This is a genomic window from Burkholderia oklahomensis C6786 (genome assembly GCF_000959365.1).
Classification (GTDB): Bacteria; Pseudomonadota; Gammaproteobacteria; order Burkholderiales; family Burkholderiaceae; genus Burkholderia; species Burkholderia oklahomensis.
The window spans coordinates 3,520,937-3,537,550 of the sequence record NZ_CP009555.1; the positions used below are offsets into that span (position 1 = coordinate 3,520,937).

Consider the following 16,614-nt stretch of genomic DNA (forward strand, 5'->3'; position numbering starts at 1 on the left):
CAGTTCGCCAGTTCGCCAGTTCGCCAGTTCGCCAGTTCGCCAATCGGTCAATCGGTTAGCCTCCGCGCTACCCGACGACGAGCACGCCGTTCATCGTCTCGTGCCCGGAACCGCAGAAGATGTCGCACAGGAACTGAACGGTCCCCGCGTCGCCCGCCTGCGCGGCGAGGCGCACGACCGCGCCCGGCGGCACGTCCGCACGCACGCCGTACTGCGGGATCGAAAAGCCCATCACGGTGTCCTGCGCGGTCAGCTCGAACACGACCGATTCGTGCGGCGCAAGCGCGATCCGGTCCGGCGTGAACACGAAGCGCCGCGCGTGAACCTTGATCACGCGCGGCTCGGCGGCGCGCACGCGCGACACGTCGACGCCCGCGAGCGCGGCAAGCGCCGCACCGCCCGCGGCGAGCAGCCAGCGGCGCCGCGGCGCGGACGGCGGCGTCGCCTGCGCCCGGCCGCGAAGCGCACGCGAATCGAAGAAAAAATGGCGCATCGCTCGCTCCTCAGACGGTCGGTTGCGGTTGCTTCGCGCCGACGGGCATCTCGGTCAGCGCGGGCGCGCGCATCGCGCCGCCGACGCGCACCTCGCGCCAGCCGAGCCCGCGATACGGCGCGGCGGCGTCCCACGGCACCGGCAGGCGCTTGTCCTGCGAGCCGGGCGCCGGCAGCGGGAACATCAGCGAGCGCGCCGCGTGATGCGCGATATGGCCCGTCATCGCGTGATGCTCCTGGTGGATGTGCCCGTAGAACACGGTGACGTTCGGATAGGGCATCAGCACGTCGACGACCTTCGCGCCGTCGCGCGTCGCCCAGTCCCATTGCGGCGCGAGATCGAAGAGCGGCCGGTGCGTGAACACGACGATGCGCGCGTCCTTCGGCTGCCGCGCGAGATCCCGCGCGAGCCAGTCGATCTGCGCATCGCCGACGCGGCCGGCCGGATCCGACACGTTGTCGACGACGACGAAATGCACGCCCCTGTGATCGAACGCGTAGTGCGTGTCGCCGAAGATCTCGCGGTACGCGGCGCCCGCGTCGAGGCTCGCGTCGTGCTCGCCCGGCATCAGGTGGAGCGGCTTCACCTTTAATTGCGCGACGATCGACTGGAACTGCCGCATCCGCTCGCGGCGCTCGGCGGGATCGTCGGTCGTATGCGTGAGGTCGCCCGTGAACATCACGAAGTCGGGCGCGACGGGCAGCGCGTTGACCGCTTCGATCGCCTTCGGCAGCGTGCCGCGCGCGTCGGGGTTGATCGCGGGGCCGGTGAAGCCCCAGTGCGCGTCGGAGAGCTGGACGAAGAAGAAATCGGCGCCGGCGTCGGCGGCGAGACTCCAGCCGGGCAGCGCGGACGCGAACGCGACGCCGCCTCCGCACGCGGCGAGGCGCAGGAAATCGCGGCGCTTCAGGGACAGGGTCGGGTTCGGCATGGCGGCTCCTTCGCAAGTGACGGTACGTACCTGTCATACCGTCGCTGCGCGGCGGATATTCCCGGTTTATTTTTCGTCTCCGCGCGCGGGCGGCGGGAATAAACTGGATCGACGGGCGGTAAGGATGCTTGACCGCGTGCGTGCCGTTTGAAGCGGCGTCGTGCGCCGGACGCGAGCGGCCGGCGGCCGCGCATCCAGGGGAGGTGACGTGGGTCAATTCGGCCGGATGGTCGACGAACGTGACGCGGGCGATACGGGCGACGTGGCGGCGCGCAGCGAGCGCTTCCGGGCGCTCGCGCTGCCGCATCTGGACGCCGCATACAACCTCGCGCGCTGGCTGTGCGGCAACGCGAGCGACGCGGAGGACATCGTGCAGGAGGCGTGCATGCGTGCGTTCCGTTTTCTCGATTCGTGCCGCGGCGACAACGCGCGGCCGTGGCTGCTGACGATCGTGCGCCACACCTGGTACACCGAATGGCGGCGGCGGGCGAACGCGCGCGAAGTCGCCTCGGCCGACGTGCTCGATGTCGCGGATTCTCCGGACGACTGGCATCCGGCGGCCGAGGATCCGCTCGCGCTCCTGATGCGCAGCGAGGACGTCCACCGCGTGAACGACGCGCTCGCGAAGCTGCCGCCCGAGTATCGCGAAGTGCTCGTGCTGCGCGAAATGGAGGATTTGAGCTACCGCGAGATCGCGGCGATCGCGGACGTGCCGGTCGGCACCGTGATGTCGCGGCTCGCGCGGGCGCGCCGGCGTCTCGTCGCGTTGCTCGGCGACGCGCCGGCGCCGGCGCCGCGCGCGGCCGACGCACAGGCGCAGGCGCGTTCGAGCGCGCGCGCCGCGGCTGGCGAAGGCGGCGCGCCGCCGTCCGGAACCGCATCGGAGGCCATCGATGGACTGTAACGAAACGCGCGCGCTGCTCGACGCGGACGTCGACCGCGAACTTTCCGCGCCCGACGCGTTGCGGGTCGAGCGGCACGTCGACGGCTGCGACGCGTGCCGCGTCGAGCGCGACCGGCTCGTCGCGCTCGGTCGGGCGGTAAGACGGGCGGAATACCATCGCGCGTCGGACGCGCTGCGCGCCCGCATCGTCGCGGGATTGCCGGTCCCGGACGTGCCGGTCCCGGACGTTCCGGCCCCTGACGGCGGCCCGCCCGCCGCGCGGGCATGGCGCTGGTTCGGCCGGCCGGGCCCCCGCGGCACGCACGCGGGCCTGGCGGTACGGTGGCCGCGTCCGCGCGCCGCCGCGCTGCCCGGCCTCGGCTGGGGCGTCGCATTGGCGATCGCGCTCGCGGCGGCGGCCGGTCTCGCGGTCGGCACGCGCCGCGCGGCGACCGAGCGCATCGTCGACGAAATCGTCGCGAGCCACGTGCGGGCCGGGCTGTCGTCGCGCGACATCGACGTGATCTCGACCGATCGGCATACGGTCAAGCCATGGTTCAACGGACGCCTTGACTACGCGCCGCCCGTCGTCGATCTGAGCGCGAGCGGCTTCGCGCTCGCGGGCGGCCGGCTCGATTACGTCGGGCAGCGTCGCGTCGCGGTGCTCGTGTACCGCTACCGGCAGCACGTAATCGACGTCTACGTGCGGCCGTCGGGCGAGGGCGGGGCGGCGCCTTATGCGACCGTATCGCAGGGTTACGCGCTCGACCGCTGGGACGCGGCGGGCATGACGTGGTGGGCGGTGACCGATGCGGAGCCGTCCGCGCTCGCGGCGTTCAGGACGGCGCTGACCGCGCGCGTCGCGGCGCCGCGAGCCGAATGACGGCGCCGCGCACGATGTGGCCCCGTTAATATCCGGTTCGATCGCGCGGCGAACGCCGCGCCGGCCCGCCGATCCCGGATTGCCTGCCCAAGTCGTTGAAAACACGGCCGAATCGCGCGGCGAATCGTCGATGAACCTTGCACGCGACCCATATCCGGGTTAGAATCTTCGGCTTCTCACTTGCCACACCGGTTCCGACGCCCGGGTGGCTTCAATCCACAAGGAGTGTGTATGCGTCATTACGAAATCGTCTTCATCGTGCACCCCGATCAAAGCGAGCAAGTGCCCGCGATGATCGAGCGCTACAAGTCCACGATCACGTCGCACGGTGGCCAGATCCACCGCGTCGAAGACTGGGGCCGCCGCCAACTGGCCTACATGATCGAGAAACTCGCGAAGGCTCACTACGTCTGCATGAACATCGAGTGCGACCAGACGACGCTCGACGAACTCGAACACGCGTTCAAGTTCAACGACGCCGTGCTGCGTCACCTCATCGTCAAGATGAAGAAGGCCGAAAGCGGCCCGTCGCCGATGATGAAGGAAGTTCAGCGCGAAGAAGCCAAGAAGGCGGCTGCTGCTCAGCCGACCGAAGCGCAGGCTTAACGCAACAAGCCACCAGGGAAGGAGCGCGTCGCTTTCGTGAACAGGCTGCAATTGACGGCGAGCGTCGTCGAGCGTGAACCGGTGCGGTACACCCCCGCCGGCGTTCCGATCGCAAGCGCCACGTTGCAGCATCGCACGGAAGTCGTCGAGGCAGGCATCGCCCGGCAGGTCGAATTGACGATCCCGGCCGTGGCGGCAGGCGAGGCGAGCGGCAAGCTGGAAGGCTGCGAGATGGGCGTCGAGACGCTCTTCACCGGCTTCCTGGCGAAAAAGAGCCGCAACGCGAGAACCTTGGTGTTTCACATCACAGCATTGCAGGACATTGGAAAGGACTGAACATGGCCCGCCCCACTGGTAAGAAATTCGACAAGCGTCGTCAGCAACAAAACCCGCTCTTCAAGCGCAAGAAGTTCTGCCGCTTCACGGCAGCCGGCGTCGAGCAGATCGACTACAAGGACACGGAAACGCTGAAGGACTTCATCGGCGAGAACGGTAAGATCACGCCGGCGCGTCTGACGGGCACGAAGGCCCACTATCAGCGCCAGCTGGATACGGCGATCAAGCGCGCGCGTTTCCTCGCGCTGCTGCCGTACACGGATCAGCACAAGGCGTAATCAGGCGACGCAATAAGGAGAATTCGAATGCAAATCATTCTGTTGGAAAAAGTCGCCAATCTGGGCAACCTCGGCGATATCGTCAAGGTCAAGGACGGTTACGCTCGCAACTTCCTGATCCCGAACCGCAAGGCGCGCCGCGCGACGAAGGACGCGATCGCTGAATTCGAAGTCCGCCGCGCGGAACTCGAAAAGGTCGCCGCCGAGAAGCTGGCTGCCGCGCAAGCGGTCGGCGAGAAGCTGAACGGCCAGTCGTTCGAAATCACGCAGAAGTCGGGCGTCGACGGCCGTCTGTTCGGCTCGGTCACGAACGGCGACGTCGCGGAGCTGCTGAAGAAGGCAGGCTACGAAGTCGAGAAGGCGCAAGTGCGCATGCCGGAAGGTCCGCTGAAGATGATCGGCGAGCATGGCGTGCAAGTCGCGCTGCACACCGACGTCGTCGTCGACGTGACGGTCAACGTGATCGGCGATCACGCGTAAGCGACATGCAGTCTCTACGGGCGGCGCACGCCGTCCGACATGAAGGGCAGGGGCCCGGGCAACCGGTTCCTGCCTTTTTTCGTTTCTCGGCGTTTCCGACGCCCGCTGGCGAAGCCGCGCCCATTTCGCGATAATCCGAAGCCATGAACGCGCCGAAAGATCCCCAAATCGAATCGCTGAAAGTCCCGCCTCACTCGATCGAGGCCGAGCAGTCGGTGCTGGGCGGCCTGCTGCTCGACAACGGCGCCTGGGACCGGATCGCCGATTTCCTGTCGCAAGGCGACTTCTACCGGTACGACCACCGCATCATCTTCGAGCACATCGGTCGTCTCATCGCATCGACGCGCCCGGCCGACGTCGTGACCGTCTACGAGGCGCTCACGACGTCCGGCAAGGCGGAAGACGTGGGCGGGCTCGCGTACCTGAACGCGCTCGCGCAGAACACGCCGAGCGCCGCGAACATCCGCCGCTATGCGGAAATCGTTCGCGATCGCGCGGTGCTGCGCCGGCTCGTGTCGGTCGCCGACGAAATTTCGGCCGACGCGTTCAATCCGCAGGGCAAGGAAGTCCGTCAGCTGCTCGACGAGGCCGAGTCGAAGGTGTTCTCGATCGCCGAGGACGGCGCGCGCGGCACGCAGGGCTTCCTCGAGATCGGGCCGCTCCTCACGCAGGTCGTCGAGCGGATCGACACGCTTTATCACACGGCGAATCCGAGCGACGTGACGGGCACGCCGACGGGCTTCGTCGATCTCGACCGGATGACGTCCGGCATGCATGGCGGCGAGCTGATCATCGTCGCCGGCCGGCCGTCGATGGGTAAGACGGCGTTCTCGATGAACGTCGGCGAATACGTCGCCGTCGAGTACGGGCTGCCCGTCGCGGTGTTCTCGATGGAAATGCCGGGCACGCAGCTCGTGATGCGGATGCTCGGCTCGGTCGGCCGCCTCGACCAGCACCGGATGCGAACCGGGCGCCTCACCGACGAGGATTGGCCGAAGCTCACGCACGCGGTGCAGAAGATGAGCGAGGCGCAACTCTTCATCGACGAGACGGGCGGCCTGAATCCGATGGAGCTGCGCTCGCGCGCGCGGCGCCTCTCGCGCCAGTGCGGCAAGCTCGGGCTCATCATCGTCGACTACCTGCAGCTGATGTCGGGCTCGTCGCAGGGCGAGAACCGCGCGACCGAAATTTCGGAAATCTCGCGATCGCTGAAGAGCCTCGCGAAAGAGCTCGACGTGCCGGTGATCGCGCTATCGCAGCTGAATCGCGGGCTCGAGCAGCGGCCGAACAAGCGGCCGGTGATGTCGGACTTGCGGGAATCGGGTGCAATCGAACAGGACGCGGACGTGATCCTGTTCATTTACCGCGACGAAGTGTACAACCCCGACAGCCCCGACAAGGGCACCGCCGAGATCATCATCGGTAAGCAGCGTAACGGCCCGATCGGCCCCGTTCGACTCACGTTCCTGGGTCAATACACGAAATTCGACAATTTTGCGGGGGCGCAGAACTTCTACGGCGAGTAGCGCCGGATGTAAACCCTTATTTCGCAAAACGTTGTATCTCGTCGCCGTCGTCGCAATCGGGCGCTTGGCGGGCAACTGTAAAACAGTACAATGTCGCCGGTTTTTGTGACAGCCGTTTGACCATCTTTCAGGAATCCCATGTTCGGTCGATTCATGCCCACCGAGGGCAAGTTCTTCGAAATCTTCAACGCGCACGCGAATTACATCGTCTCTGGCGGACGCGAGCTCGAACTTCTGATCGACAATCTCGCGGACGCCGAGATTCACAAGCAGAACGTGCAATCGGCCGAGAAGGCCGCCGACAAGTTGACGCACGAAGCGATCGACCTGCTGCACAAGACGTTCATCACGCCGCTCGACCGCGACGAAATCCATAAGCTGATCACGACGATGGACGATATCCTCGACCTGATGGAGGACGTCGCGACCGCCGTGTCGCTGTACGACGTGCAGTCGGTGACGTCCGAGGCGAGCCAGCTCGCGCACATCGTCACGCAGTCGGCGCAGCACGTGCAGGCGGCCGTCGCGCTGCTGTCGGACATGAAGCAGTCGAGCCAGATCCTGAAGGCGTGCGAGGAAATCGACCGCTGGGAGTCGGAGGCGGACCGCGTGCTGCGCGCGGCGATGTCGAAGCTCTTTCGCGAGGAAGACGACGTCAAGACGCTCATCAAACTGAAGGCGATCTACGAGCTGCTCGAGCAGATCACCGACAAGTGCGAGGATGTCGCGAACATCATCGAAGGCATCGTGCTGGAAAACGCCTGAGCGGATCACGATGCACTCGATACAACTCGCCTTGTGGGCCGTCGCGGCGCTCGTGCTCGTCGCGCTCGTGTTCGATTTCATGAACGGCTTCCACGACGCCGCGAACTCGATCGCGACCGTCGTGTCGACCGGGGTGCTGAAGCCCCAGCAAGCCGTCGTGTTTGCGGCGGCATTCAACGTCATCGCATATTTCATCTTCCACCTGAAGGTCGCGCAGACCGTCGGCAAGGGCACGATCGACGCGAGCATCGTCGATCACTACGTCGTGTTCGGGGCGCTGTTCGGCGCGATCGGCTGGAACATCATTACGTGGTACTACGGGATTCCGTCAAGCTCGTCGCACGCGCTGATCGGCGGGCTCGTCGGCGCCGCGGTGTCGAAGTCGGGCTGGGGATCGCTCAACATCGACGGGCTGATGAAGACCGTCGCGTTCATCTTCATCTCGCCGCTCCTCGGCTTCGTCCTCGGGTCGCTGTTCATGCTCGGCGTGTCGTGGCTGTACTTCAGGACCGCGCCCAGCAAGGTCGACCGGCGCTTCAGGCGGCTGCAGCTGTTGTCCGCGAGCCTCTATAGCCTCGGCCACGGCGGCAACGACGCGCAGAAGACGATCGGCATCATCTGGATGCTGCTGATCGCATCGGGCTACGCGTCCGCGACGTCCGACGCGCCGCCCGTGTGGGTGATCGGCGCGTGCTACCTGTCGATGGGGCTCGGCACGCTGTTCGGCGGCTGGCGGATCGTCCGCACGATGGGCCAGAAGATCACGAAGTTGAAGCCGGTCGGCGGCTTCTGCGCGGAGACGGGCGGCGCGGTGACGCTGTTCGTCGCGTCGTGGATGGGCATTCCGGTATCGACCACGCACACGATCACGGGTGCGATCGTCGGCGTCGGCGCGACGCGCAAGCTGTCGGCCGTGCGCTGGGGCGTCGCGGGCAACATCGTGTGGGCGTGGGTGCTGACGATTCCCGCGTCGGCGCTGATCGCGGCGGCCGGCTGGTGGATCGGCCACCGCGTGTTCTGATCGCCTGATCCGGCCGGCCGCGCGGCTCGACGCCGCGCGTTGCCGAAAACGACGATGCGCCGCATGCCGAAAGGCTGCGGCGCATCGTTTTTGGTGGGCGCGCGTCGCGCGGGCGGGGCGGCCGTCGCCGTCACGACAGCGCGTCGAGCAGCCCGTACCACGCGACGCCCGCGCTGATGTACAGACGCTGCAGCGCATGCAGCGGAATCGGCCTGACCTGTGTCGCGGCGAGCGGCAGCGCGCGCGCGGCGCCGCTCATCGCGGCGGCGAGATGCCGGCCGAGCGTCGTCGCGAGCGCGATGCCGCGGCCGTTGTAGCCGAGCGCGATCGTGAGCCCCGGCGCCGGACGGTGGACGTGCGGCAGGAAGTCGCGCGTGATCGCGATCCGACCGGCCCAGCGGTATTCATGGCGGACGTTCTCCAGTTGCGGAAACATCAGCTTCACCGAGCGCTCGAGATGCGCCCAGTCGGCCGCGCCGCGCGGCTCGCGACACGGCCCGCGGCCGCCCACCAGCAGCCGTCCCGATGCATCCTTCCGAAAGTAGAGCAAGAGCCGCCGCGAGTCGGAGGCGACTTCGCCGCCCGGCAGGATCGTGCGCGCGAGCGCGTCGGACAGCGGCTCGGTCGCGACGATGAAGCTGTTCGCCGCGATCACCGATTGCGCGAGGCCGGGCCACAGGCCGTCCGTATAGCCGTTCGTCGCGAGCAGCACCTGCTGCGCATCGATCGTCGGCCCGTGCGCGGTGTGGATGCGCCAGCCGCCGCTCGCGCCGCGCTCGATGCGCGTGGCGCGCGTGCCGCCGTGCAGCGTCGCGCCCGCGGCCTGCGCCGCCCGTGCGAGCCCGCGCGCATACGCGAGCGGCTGCACGCTGCCGGCGCGCTTGTCGATCCAGCCGCCGACGAACGCGTGCGTGCCGAGCCGGCGCGCGACCGCTTCGCGATCGAGCAGCTCGACCGCCGCGCCGCGCTTTTCCCACTGACGCGCGCGTGCATGCAGCGTGCCGAGCAGCGCGGTCGAATGGGTCGGCTGGATCCAGCCGGCGCGCGTCGCGTCGCACGTGATCGCATGCTTGCCGATCAGCTCGAAGACGATGTCGGCGGCGCTGCCCGCCATCTCGATCAGCGCCTCGCCGTCGCGCGGGCCGAAGCGGCGCAGCAGCTCGTCGGGATCGTACTTGAGGCCCGGGATCACCTGGCCGCCGTTGCGGCCCGACGCGCCCCAGCCGGGCTCGTGCGCGTCGATCACGCGCACGGTCGCGCCGCGCTCGGCGAGATGCAGGGCGCTCGACAGTCCGGTGTAGCCGGCGCCGACGATCGCGACGTCGGCGCGCGCCGATTCGGCGAGCGGCGGCGTGTCGACGCCGGGCGGCGCCGTCGCCGCCCACAGCGAAGGCGGCAGCGGTTCTGCTGCGGCAGCGTGGGTCATGATGAAGAGGCGGTCGTATCGGAGGCGTCGAGCATCCGGCGCAGGAAGTCGCGCGTGCGCGGATGCTGCGGGGATTCGAGGACGTCGGCCGCGCGGCCCGACTCGCAGATCCGCCCGTCGTACAGGAAGCAGACGCGGTCCGCGACTTCGCGCGCGAAGCCCATTTCGTGCGTGACGACGATCATCGTCATCCCGTCGTTCGCGAGCTGGCGCATCACGCCGAGCACTTCGCCGACGAGCTCCGGATCGAGCGCGGACGTCGGCTCGTCGAACAGGATCGCGCGCGGCTCCATCGCGAGCGCGCGGGCGATCGCGACGCGCTGCTGCTGGCCGCCCGACAATTGCTGCGGATACGCGTCGACGCGATGCGCGAGCCCGACCTTCTCGAGCAGGCGCAGCGCGTTCGCGCGCACCGCGTCGCGCGGCGCCTTCTTCACGTAGAGCGGTCCTTCGCAGACGTTCTCGAGCGCCGTGCGATGCGGGAACAGATTGAAGCGCTGGAACACCATGCCGACTTGCGTGCGCAGCGCGTGGATCTCGCGCGAGCTCGCGTCGACCGGCCGGCCTTCGATCGAGATCGTGCCGGCGTCGTGTGTCTCGAGGCCGTTGATGCAGCGAAGGAGCGTCGATTTGCCCGAGCCCGACGGCCCGATCAGGCAGACCACTTCGCCCGCGTCGACGTGAAGGCTCACGCCCTTGAGCACGTCCTGATCGTGGAAGCGCTTGTGTACGTCCTGAATGCGAATCATCGCTTCCCCTTGATGCCGAGACGGCGTTCGATGCGCCGCAGTCCGTAGACGAGCGGCAGGCTGAGCGCGAGATAGAGCAGCGCGACGAGCGTGTACACCGTCATGTTCTGGAACGTCGACGATGCGATCAGCTGTCCGGCGCGCGTCATTTCGGCGACGGTGATCGTCGATGCGAGCGACGAGTCCTTCAGCATCATCACGAGCGTGTTGCCGTACGGCGGCAGCGCGATCCGGAACGCCTGCGGCAGCACGACGCGGCGCATGATCATCGCGCCGCGCATGCCGATCGACTGCGCGGCCTCGATCTGCCCGCGGTCGATCGCCTCGATGCCCGCGCGGAAGTTCTCCGCCTGATACGCGGAGTACGCGATCCCGAGCCCGATGAAGCCCGCCTGGAACGCGGAGAGCTGCACGCCGAGATCGGGCAGCACGAAATAGATGTAGAAGAGCTGAACGATGATCGGCAGGCCGCGGATCACGTTGACGACCGCGGCCGCCGCATGCGAGAGCGCGCGGTTCGACGACACGCGCATCAGCGCGAGCCCGAGGCCGAGCACCGAGCTGAGCACGAACGCGCACAGGGTGATTTCGACCGTGACGATCGCGCCTTTCAGCAGGATCGGCAGGAAGTCGAGCAGGTTCTGCATGAGCATCGGCATGCCTCCTTACGCGAACGGGCCGCGCGTCACTCGACCTGCCATTTCTTCACGAGCTGCGCGAGCGTGCCGTCGGCCTTGATCTTCTTCAGGCCCGCGTTCAGGCGGTCGAGCGTCTCGCGGTCGCCCTTGCGCACGATGAAGCACACGTTGCCCGTGACCGTCGACTGATAGCCGTCGACGAGGCGCAGCTTCGGATTCGGGTTCTTGCGCAATTGGTACGAGAGGATCGGGCGGTCGCCGAAGCCCGCCTTGATTCGGCCGAGCGCGACGTCGCGCATGATGTCCGCGATCGAGTCGTACGTGCGCACTTCCTTGAAGATGCCTTTCTTGTTCAGCGCGTCGACGAACGCGGTGCCGACCTGCGCGCCGACGATCTCGCCTTTCAGGTCGTCCATCGTCACGTACTTGCCGGTGTCGTCGGCGCGCACGACGAGGCCTTCGCCGTACGCATAGACGGTATCCGAGAAGTCGACCACCTGCTCGCGCGCGGGCGTCTTCAGCATCGCGGCCGAGATCACGTCGATCTTCTTCGTCGTGAGCGACGGGATCAGCGCGGAGAACGTCGTCTGCTCGATCTTCACGTCGAAGCCGGCCGCCTTGCCGGTCGCGTTGATCGCGTCGACGAGGAGGCCCTGGATCGAGTTCGTCTTCACGTCGAGGAAGGTGAACGGCACGCCGGTCGACGTCGCGCCGACCGCGTAGACGGGCGGCGCGGCGCTCGACACGAGCGGGGCGGCCGCGACGACGAGGCCGAGGAAGAAGCGCTTGGCGAACTGGATCATGGTGTGCCTCCGTGGAGCGACTGCCGTTTGAAAATCGATAAACTTCATGTTGGCAATCATATTCGAATCAAAAATATCGACAAAAGATTTTTGTATATCGATATTCGATATGCTAGTGTGTCGATTAAGCAAACACCATTGGGCCTTTCCATGAGCGAAGCAGCACGCCGGCCACAGCCGGAAGCGGGGAGCGATCAGGGCGACGCCTCCGACGCGCTTTTCAACCAGTCGCTGGAAAAGGGAATCGCGGTGCTGCGCGCGTTCAGCGCGCAGCGGCGGACGATGACGCTGCCGGAGGTCGCCGAGGCGACGTCGATCACGAAGAGCTCCGCGCAGCGGATGATCTACACGCTCGAGCGGCTCGGCTACGTGAGGAAGCATCCGCGCACGCGCCGCTATCAGCTGACGCCGCGCGTGATGCAGATCGGCTTCAACTATCTGGCGGCCGATACGCTGATCGACGTCGCGAACCCGTTCCTGTCGGAGCTCACGAACGTGACGGGCGAGACGACGAATCTGACCGAGCCGGACGGCGTCGACATGGTGTACGTCGCGCGCTTCGTCTGCACGAAATTCGTGCCGATCCACATGCCGATCGGCAGCCGCATTCCGATGTACTGCACGGCGTCGGGCCGCGCTTATCTGAGCGCGCTGCCCGACGGCGACGCGCACGCGCTGCTCGAGGCGAGCGAGCGCGTCGCGCACACGCAATACACGGTCACCGACATCGGCGCGATCGAGGCGCTGCTCGGCGGCGCGCGGCGCAACGGCTACGCGTCGAATCGCGAGGAGTTGTTCATCGGCGACATGACGATCGCGGCGCCCGTGCTCGACGGCGAGCGACGGCCGGTCGCGTCGGTGCACGTCGTCGCGCCGTCGAGCCGCTGGACGCTCGCCGACGCCGAGCAGCGGCTCGCGCCTGCGGTGATCGACTGCGCGCGGGGAATATCGAATTCGATTCGGACGCTGGCGTAGACGAAGGCCGGGCGAAGCGGGCGGGGCATGCGCTTGGGTTGCGCGCGGCGTTTTGCGTCGCTGTTTTGGCGTTCACGTGTTCGGGCATTCGACGGCGCGAGGGAGCGGAGGCGGAAGGGCGAAGGAAAGGGCTGAGGAACCGAGGAACGGCCGCAGTGGCTATTGATCGACCGGAATGATTCGATTGAGGTGCGGGATGCCGCGTGCCGCATGGCGGCCGACGCGGATCTGCGCGCCGTTCGACGGAGAGAAAGGCGGAGCGCTCGTCTGCGGCCGGAAAGCCGGCGCTCGAACGCCGCCGGACCGCGCGCCGACTGCGAGATCCGGTCCGGCCGGTTCAGTAGCCGCCGTTCGCGAAGCGAGCGATTGGATCGTCGCTCGTGCCGGTGGGGGCGGTGCTTGCGGAGCCGGGCGCGGTCGACGCGCGCAGGATCTGCACGCTGCCTGGCGCGGCGAGTTGCGCCTGGCGGGCTGCGGCGCGCGCGGTGGGAGGCGGCGGCTCGAACGCGTCCGCGGCGGCGTCGATCGGGTCGGCCGGCGACGTGCCTGCGACGGCGGCCGCCGTGCCTCCGCCTGTCGGTGGCGCGTACGACGATGCGGCCGCCGGCGAGGCGCCCGCGCCGGTCGATGCAATCGCGGGCGACGCCGCGCCCGCGGCCTGCGCCTGCCGCTGCGCGGCGGACATCGCGGACGGCGGCGGCTCGTACGGGTCGGCGGACGCCGTCGCGGCGGGCGCAGCCGCGTTCGGCGCCGGCGAATTCGCCGCATAAGCCGGCGCCGCGCCGGGCGTGGCGTTATGCGCCGAAGACGGTGCGTTCGCATTCGCCGCATAAGCGGATGACGCGCTCGGCGCGCTCGGCGCGGTTGCGCGAGCAACCGGTTGCTCGGCGGCATTCGCCGCGTAGGTCGATTGGGCCGATTGGGCCGCAGCCACCGCGGCCGCACGCGGCGCGGCGTCCGGTTGCCGGCTTGCCTGATAGGTCGGCGCATCGAATGGCGTCGGCTTCGCCTTCGGCGCGGCGACGCGCCGGATGCCGTCGAAGCGCTTCGCCCAATACGGATTCGTCAGGTAGTCGAGCCGCACGGTGCCGCCCGTCGACGGCGCGTTCACGAAGCGCAGCTTGCCGACGTAGATGCCGACGTGCGAATGCGGCCGGCCCGACGTGTTGAAGAAGATCAGATCGCCGGGCGCGATGCCGTCGGGATCGACCGATTCGCCGATCGAGCTCATGTCGGCCGTCGTGCGGGGCAGGTTGACGCTCGCCGCGCGGTCGACGACATAGCGCACGAGGCCGCTGCAGTCGAAGCCGCTGTCGGGCGTGTTGCCGCCCCAGCGATACGGGACGCCGACGAGGCTCATCGCCTGGATCGAGATTTCCTCGCGACCGACGCTGTGGTCGACGAAGTTCGGGAAGCCGCGCGGCGGCGCGTATGCGCGCGGCGTGGTGATCGCCATGCCGGACGACGAGCGCGCCGGCTTCTGCGGCGCGGTCGAACAGGCCGCGAGCAGCGAGATCACGAGAACGGACAGCGAAAGACGCAGCATGAGAGGCGGGCGAACGCGCTGCGCTCGCCAATCGTATGACGATGGTTAATCGCGATAGTAGTGCGTCCGGCGGGGCTTCCGCAAGAATTCTTGAGAAATTACTTGAAGTTGTGCGCGTAAATGTTGTGCAAGACGAACGTTCGCTCGCAGATGATTCGACCCCCGAAATGAAAAAAGCGGCGCCTGACGAATCAGGCGCCGCTTCGCGCTGGGGCCGCTCGGAGCGGCTGTCAGCGTGCCGTCACAGGATGTCGGACGCGTAGTCGGCAAGCCGCGAGCGCTCGCCGCGCGCGAGCGTCACGTGGCCGCTGTGGCCCCAGCCCTTGAAGCGGTCGACGACGTACGTGAGGCCCGAGCTGCCTTCCGTCAGGTACGGCGTGTCGATCTGCGCGATGTTGCCGAGGCAGATGATCTTCGTGCCCGGCCCCGCGCGCGTGACGAGCGTCTTCATCTGCTTCGGCGTCAGGTTCTGCGCCTCGTCGATGATCACGTACTTGTCGACGAACGTGCGGCCGCGCATGAAGTTCATGCTCTTCACCTTGAGGCGCGAGCGGATCAGCTCCTGCGTCGCCGCGCGGCCCCATTCGCCCGCTGCGTCGTCGGTCTTCTGCAGCACTTCGAGGTTGTCGTCGAACGCGCCCATCCACGGCTGCATCTTCTCTTCCTCGGTGCCCGGCAGAAAGCCGATGTCCTCGCCGACGGGCACGGTCGCGCGCGTGACGATGATCTCGTTGTAGCGCTTGTCGTCGAGCACCTGTGCGAGGCCCGCCGCGAGCGCGACGAGCGTCTTGCCGGTGCCGGCCTGGCCGAGCAGCGTGACGAAGTCGATCTCGGGGTTCATCAGCAGGTTCAGCGCGAAGTTCTGCTCGCGGTTGCGCGCGGTGATCCCCCACACGTTGTTCTTGTGATGGCTGTAGTCGCGCAGCGTCTGCAGGAGCGCCGTCTTGCCGTTCAGCTCGCGCACGAGCCCATGGAACGCGGGCTCGCCGTTCTGCGGCTCGAGGTAGACGAACTCGTTGACGAGCATCGATACGACGAGCGGTCCCGTCACGCGGTAGTACGTGGTGCCCGTCTTCGTGTCCTGCCAGCTCTCCATCCCCTTCGCGTGCTTCGTCCAGAAGTCCTGCGGCAGTTCGCGCACGCCGGTATAGAGGAGATCCTTGTCTTCGAGGACCTGGTCGTTGAAGTAGTCTTCGGCGGGCAGGCCGAGCGCGTGCGCCTTGATCCGCATGTTGATGTCTTTCGACACCAGCACGACCTGGCGATCCGGCCGCTCGCGCTGCAGCGCGCGCACGACGCCGAGGATCTGGTTGTCGGCCTTGCCTTGCGGCAGGCCTTCGACGGGCTCGATGCTCGTGAGCGTCGTCTGGAAGTACAGGCGGCCGAGCGCCTCGCGGCTGCCGAGGCGCGCGAGCGGAATGCCGGCCGAGATCGGGCCGCCGTCGGCGACGAGCGCGTCGAGCGTGCGGCTCACCTGACGCGCGTTGCGAGCGACTTCCGACATTCCCTTCTTGTGATTGTCGAGCTCCTCGAGCGTCATCATCGGCAGATAGACGTCGTGCTCCTCGAAGCGGAACAGGCTGCTCGGATCGTGCATCAGCACGTTCGTGTCGAGCACGAAGAGCTTTTGCATCTCGACTTCGGCGTCCTTGCGCCCGCGCGTCTTCGCGGCCCCGCGCGGTGCGGCGGCCGCGGTCGCGGCGGGCCTTGCCGCATCGGTTTTCGGCGAGCGCGCGACCGGGGCGTTGGGCGCGGCGGGCACCGGCTGCAGCAACGCGGCGGTCTGCTTCGTCTTGCGCGCGCGCGGCTCGGCGGCGCTCGCGGCTTCCGCCGGCGCGACCGCGCGCAGCGGTGCGGCGGTGTTGGCGGCGACCACCATCGGATCGGCTACGTTCGCCGGGCTATGGTCGGCCGCGACGGCGTGAGCGGGGCCCCCGGAGGCGGATGGCTTCGCGGCTTTCGCGGGCCGCGCTTTCGCCTTGTATTCGTCGGGCGGCAGCAGGCTGCCGAGCTTGCTGGGGGGAGTAGGCAAAGGCATGGTGTCCCTCGGGAGGAATCGTGTCGCAGGCATGCGCCGCCGTTCGCATCCTGCGACGCTTGGCGCGTGCAGTTTGCGCGCAGTGGCGCACATGGGGTTCGAAGCGCCGGTTCGCCTAGATTTCGATCGTCTCCTTGACGCGTTGGACGGCCGGCGCGGATCGGCCGACCCGAAAACCATAAAAAAAGCCGCTCCCCCGAACAGGGGCAAGCGGCTCGGCTCTAACCGTCGTGCTGC

At 67.7% G+C, this 16,614-nt stretch carries 20 protein-coding genes; 12 read left to right on the forward strand and 8 right to left on the reverse strand.

The features are described 5' to 3' along the window. Positions 1-67 precede the first annotated feature (67 nt). Both BG90_RS15665 and BG90_RS15670 read right to left on the reverse strand, forming a co-directional pair. Entirely contained in the window at positions 68-493 is a 426-nt protein-coding gene (locus tag BG90_RS15665) for a cupredoxin domain-containing protein (protein WP_038802651.1), read from the reverse strand. A gap of 10 nt (positions 494-503) precedes the next feature. Next, positions 504-1,424 carry a metallophosphoesterase family protein gene (locus BG90_RS15670; RefSeq protein WP_010114963.1) on the reverse strand — a complete coding sequence of 307 codons (921 nt, stop codon included), beginning with the start codon at positions 1,422-1,424 and terminating at the stop codon, positions 504-506. 208 nt (positions 1,425-1,632) lie between these two features. On the opposite strand from BG90_RS15670, the gene BG90_RS15675 reads away from it, so the two are divergent. From BG90_RS15675 to BG90_RS15715, 10 genes are all read left to right on the forward strand, one after another. Continuing rightward, on the forward strand, positions 1,633-2,328 hold the full coding sequence (locus tag BG90_RS15675; protein WP_045568212.1) for an RNA polymerase sigma factor: 696 nt from the start codon (positions 1,633-1,635) through the stop codon (positions 2,326-2,328). Continuing rightward, on the forward strand, positions 2,318-3,190 hold the full coding sequence (locus tag BG90_RS15680; RefSeq protein ID WP_045568213.1) for an anti-sigma factor family protein: 873 nt from the start codon (positions 2,318-2,320) through the stop codon (positions 3,188-3,190). Before BG90_RS15675 ends, BG90_RS15680 begins: the two co-directional genes overlap by 11 nt. A gap of 231 nt (positions 3,191-3,421) precedes the next feature. Next, positions 3,422-3,796, forward strand: a complete 375-nt coding sequence (gene rpsF / locus BG90_RS15685; protein ID WP_010103105.1) for a 30S ribosomal protein S6 — start codon at positions 3,422-3,424, stop codon at positions 3,794-3,796. 36 nt (positions 3,797-3,832) lie between these two features. Beyond that, positions 3,833-4,132, forward strand: coding sequence for a primosomal replication protein N (priB, locus tag BG90_RS15690; RefSeq protein ID WP_010103106.1), 300 nt, complete (start codon positions 3,833-3,835; stop codon positions 4,130-4,132). A gap of 2 nt (positions 4,133-4,134) precedes the next feature. Further along, positions 4,135-4,410, forward strand: a complete 276-nt coding sequence (gene rpsR / locus BG90_RS15695) for a 30S ribosomal protein S18 (protein WP_004193360.1) — start codon at positions 4,135-4,137, stop codon at positions 4,408-4,410. Between the two features lie 27 nt (positions 4,411-4,437). Further along, complete coding sequence (gene rplI / locus BG90_RS15700; RefSeq protein WP_010103108.1) at positions 4,438-4,890, forward strand: 50S ribosomal protein L9; 453 nt, start codon at positions 4,438-4,440, stop codon at positions 4,888-4,890. Positions 4,891-4,895: 5 nt separating this feature from the next. After that, a complete protein-coding gene (locus tag BG90_RS37350; protein ID WP_010103111.1) occupies positions 4,896-5,024 on the forward strand; it encodes a hypothetical protein in 129 nt (42 codons plus the stop codon). A 9-nt stretch (positions 5,025-5,033) separates the two neighbouring features. Further along, positions 5,034-6,416 carry a replicative DNA helicase gene (locus tag BG90_RS15705; RefSeq protein WP_010103112.1) on the forward strand — a complete coding sequence of 461 codons (1,383 nt, stop codon included), beginning with the start codon at positions 5,034-5,036 and terminating at the stop codon, positions 6,414-6,416. 138 nt (positions 6,417-6,554) lie between these two features. Next, entirely contained in the window at positions 6,555-7,181 is a 627-nt protein-coding gene (locus BG90_RS15710; protein WP_010103114.1) for a DUF47 domain-containing protein, read from the forward strand. A gap of 10 nt (positions 7,182-7,191) precedes the next feature. Next, on the forward strand, positions 7,192-8,202 hold the full coding sequence (locus tag BG90_RS15715; RefSeq protein ID WP_025989771.1) for an inorganic phosphate transporter: 1,011 nt from the start codon (positions 7,192-7,194) through the stop codon (positions 8,200-8,202). Positions 8,203-8,332: 130 nt separating this feature from the next. On the opposite strand, the gene BG90_RS15720 is transcribed toward BG90_RS15715, so the two are convergent. Genes BG90_RS15720 through BG90_RS15735 form a run of 4 tightly spaced genes read right to left on the reverse strand, consistent with a single transcriptional unit; the run spans position 8,333 to position 11,818 of the window. Continuing rightward, entirely contained in the window at positions 8,333-9,628 is a 1,296-nt protein-coding gene (locus tag BG90_RS15720; RefSeq protein WP_045568214.1) for an NAD(P)/FAD-dependent oxidoreductase, read from the reverse strand. Then, entirely contained in the window at positions 9,625-10,377 is a 753-nt protein-coding gene (locus BG90_RS15725) for an amino acid ABC transporter ATP-binding protein (protein ID WP_010112881.1), read from the reverse strand. The genes BG90_RS15720 and BG90_RS15725 overlap by 4 nt, the downstream gene beginning before the upstream one ends. Then, a complete protein-coding gene (locus tag BG90_RS15730) occupies positions 10,374-11,030 on the reverse strand; it encodes an amino acid ABC transporter permease (RefSeq protein ID WP_025990480.1) in 657 nt (218 codons plus the stop codon). Before BG90_RS15730 ends, BG90_RS15725 begins: the two co-directional genes overlap by 4 nt. 32 nt (positions 11,031-11,062) lie before the next feature. Beyond that, the gene (locus BG90_RS15735) at positions 11,063-11,818 is read right to left on the reverse strand and encodes an ABC transporter substrate-binding protein (protein ID WP_010121535.1); all 756 of its coding nucleotides are present in this window, start codon (positions 11,816-11,818) and stop codon (positions 11,063-11,065) included. A gap of 150 nt (positions 11,819-11,968) precedes the next feature. On the opposite strand from BG90_RS15735, the gene BG90_RS15740 reads away from it, so the two are divergent. Beyond that, positions 11,969-12,793: an IclR family transcriptional regulator gene (locus BG90_RS15740; protein WP_010121536.1), complete on the forward strand. Its 825-nt coding sequence runs from the start codon at positions 11,969-11,971 to the stop codon at positions 12,791-12,793. A 337-nt stretch (positions 12,794-13,130) separates the two neighbouring features. Here the strand turns inward: BG90_RS15740 and BG90_RS15745 are convergent, their stop codons facing one another. Next, entirely contained in the window at positions 13,131-14,339 is a 1,209-nt protein-coding gene (locus tag BG90_RS15745; RefSeq protein WP_045568215.1) for a C40 family peptidase, read from the reverse strand. A 241-nt stretch (positions 14,340-14,580) separates the two neighbouring features. Continuing rightward, complete coding sequence (locus tag BG90_RS15750; RefSeq protein WP_038801946.1) at positions 14,581-16,377, reverse strand: PhoH family protein; 1,797 nt, start codon at positions 16,375-16,377, stop codon at positions 14,581-14,583. Between BG90_RS15750 and BG90_RS32970 the strand changes: the two genes are divergently transcribed. Beyond that, the gene (locus BG90_RS32970; RefSeq protein WP_010103132.1) at positions 16,261-16,515 is read left to right on the forward strand and encodes a hypothetical protein; all 255 of its coding nucleotides are present in this window, start codon (positions 16,261-16,263) and stop codon (positions 16,513-16,515) included. The two genes, BG90_RS15750 and BG90_RS32970, sit on opposite strands and share 117 nt — an antisense overlap. The last annotated feature ends 99 nt before the right edge of the window (positions 16,516-16,614 follow it).